The 2,372-nt window shown below is 69.8% G+C and carries 2 protein-coding genes; both read right to left on the reverse strand.

The features are described 5' to 3' along the window. Window positions 1–259 precede the first annotated feature (259 nt). Window positions 260–1,015, reverse strand: coding sequence for an alpha/beta fold hydrolase (locus tag ABT300_RS43195; protein WP_351688418.1), 756 nt, complete (start codon window positions 1,013–1,015; stop codon window positions 260–262). Continuing rightward, on the reverse strand, window positions 1,008–2,105 hold the full coding sequence (locus ABT300_RS43200; protein ID WP_351688421.1) for a mandelate racemase/muconate lactonizing enzyme family protein: 1,098 nt from the start codon (window positions 2,103–2,105) through the stop codon (window positions 1,008–1,010). The genes ABT300_RS43195 and ABT300_RS43200 overlap by 8 nt, the downstream gene beginning before the upstream one ends. Window positions 2,106–2,372: the final 267 nt, after the last annotated feature.

Here is a 2,372-nt window from a genome sequence, read left to right on the forward strand (position 1 = left end):
GGCCGAGGAGGGCCTCCTCGCCCCCGGCGCCGTGCTCGAGGTCGACCAGGAGCCAGTCGAAGCCGCCCAGCGCGCAGGCTTCGGCGGCCAGCGGTGAGCCGAGGTTGAGGAAGGTGCCGAGCACAGGGTCTCCTGCGCGCAGCTTCTCCCGGAGAGGGGTGGTCATGGTGGCCGCCTTCTGGACGGAGAAAAGGGAGGGGGAGAGGAGGGAAAGGGGACACGCTGCCTCGGACAGGGCGCGGCATGCCGGGAGTTCACGTCACAGGAAGGAAGTCAGCACGTTCAGCAGCCTCTGCGGGGCCTGCTGCATCGCGTAGTGCCCGACTCCGCCGAGTTCGACGAGTCGCGCGTGAGGGTAGGTCCCCAGCACCGTCGAGCGCATGAGGGCGGTGGTGACGGCCGGGTCGCGTTCACCGGTGACGACCAGGCAGTCGACGTCGCCGCCGGCGTCGGCGACCTCGGCCCCGAAGTCCGCGCGGCTCCAGTCGTCGAGGTAGCGCTCCATCGCTGTGGCGGACGCGGTCTCCATGCTCATCCGCCAGATGCGGTCGGCCAGTTCGGGGCCGCATCCGCTGTTCGCGGCGATAAGCCGCCGCCGCTGCTCGGCGGAGTGCACGGCCTCGCGGCGCTGTGCGCGCACCTCGTCGCTGAGCTGACCGCCACTGGCCGGCACGGACGACAGCAGTACGACGCCGGTCAGCCGCTCCGGAGCCGTGACGGACAGGTGCTGCGCCACCAGCCCGCCCATGGAGTGACCGAGGACGGCGAACCTGTTCCAGCCCAGCCGGTCGGCAGCGGCCAGCACATCGGCGGTGCTGCCGGCCAGCCCCGCAGCGGGGAGGTGCGAGGCGGCGCCGTATCCGCGGTGCTCGACGAAGGCGAAGGTGTAGTGGCCCCGGTCCAGCAGGTCCGCCACCGGGTCGAAGAGGGCGGCCCCGGCGATCCAGCCGTGGGACACGATGACATGTACGGGCCCGTGGCCGGTGACGCGGAAGACGGGTGCGGTCTCAGGCACGGCGGTACTTCTCCATGACGTCGGGGTCGGGCTCGAACCCGAGGCCGGGACCGGTGGGCACGGACAGTGCGCCGCCGTCCCGCAGTCCCTCTACGTCGCACAGCCACGCCTCGGGGTCGGTGTAGAGGATCTCGATGTCGTCCATCGCGGGATGTGCGGCGGCAAGGTGCAGGGTGGCGAAGTAGCCGGGGCCGAAATACGGGCAGTGCGGCACGACCGGGTGGCCCTGGGCGGTGGCCATGGCCAGGATCCGCAGGTACTCGGATATCCCGCCGACCTTGGTCACGCTGGGCTGCCAGATGTCCACCGCGCCGCCGGACTGCGCGAACTGCTCGGCCGTGCACCAGTTCTCGCCGGCAGCCAGCGGGATTCCCGGCGAGCGCAGGGCCGCCAGCGCCGAGAAGTCCTCGGGCGGGAAGACGGGCTCCTCGACCCAGGCCACCCCCAGGCCGGCCAACTCCTTCCGGTGTTCGGTGAAGAAGCGGCTTCCCCACTGGCAGTTGACGTCGACGCTGAGCGGCACGTCGGGGCCGATGGCCTCCCGGCACGCAGAGATGGTGGCCATGTCGGTCTCGTGGAGCTTGATCGCGGTGTAGCCGCGGCCGAGAGCCTGCTCGCAGGCGGCTACCGCGAGCGCGGTGTCGCCGTACCGCATAAGACTCGCGTACGACCGCAGCCCCGTTGTCCGTGCCGGACGGTCACCGTCGCTGAGGAGTTGGTGGAGAGGGACACCCTGACGCTTGGCCGCCAGGTCCCACAAGGCGATGTCGACGCCGGAGATCGCGAAGACCGTCGCGCCGTACCTGCCGAAGAGGTGCAGGTCCAGCTGGAGCCGGCGGTTCCATGCCGGGATGTCGGTGACGGTGGCGCCGATCAGCCTCGGCAGGATCAGCCGCTCGGTGATCGCTTTGCTGGCATCGACGACGAAGTAGCCGAACGCCTCACCCCAGCCGACGTTACCCAGCTCGTCCTCCAGACGGACGAGCGCGAACTCCAGGCTCCGCCACGGGGTCGGCATGATGCCGACGCCGCTCGCGTCGAACGGGAACGGGATCTCAACGACCGAGACCTCGGCCTTGACGATCTTCATCGGCCGCTCCTTCAATTAATTTCAGTCTGAAAATTGAAGGTCAGGCTAATGCGCCGTACGGGCCCCGTCAACGGCCCCGGGAAGTCGATGTCTGAAGGGGTATGGGGCACGCGAGAACTTCATGGGCGCAGGGAGACGGCACGGGCCCGGCGCGATCAGTGCCTTGGCGCGCCGTCCAGCCGCAGGTCCGTCAGCACCGGGACGCAGATGCCCGCGCAGATGCCGATGGGGGAGCGCATACGAGAAGTTCCCGAAGCCCTTGTCCAG

The sequence above is a fragment of the Streptomyces sp. NPDC001027 genome (genome assembly GCF_040299045.1).
GTDB lineage: Bacteria > Actinomycetota > Actinomycetes > Streptomycetales > Streptomycetaceae > Streptomyces.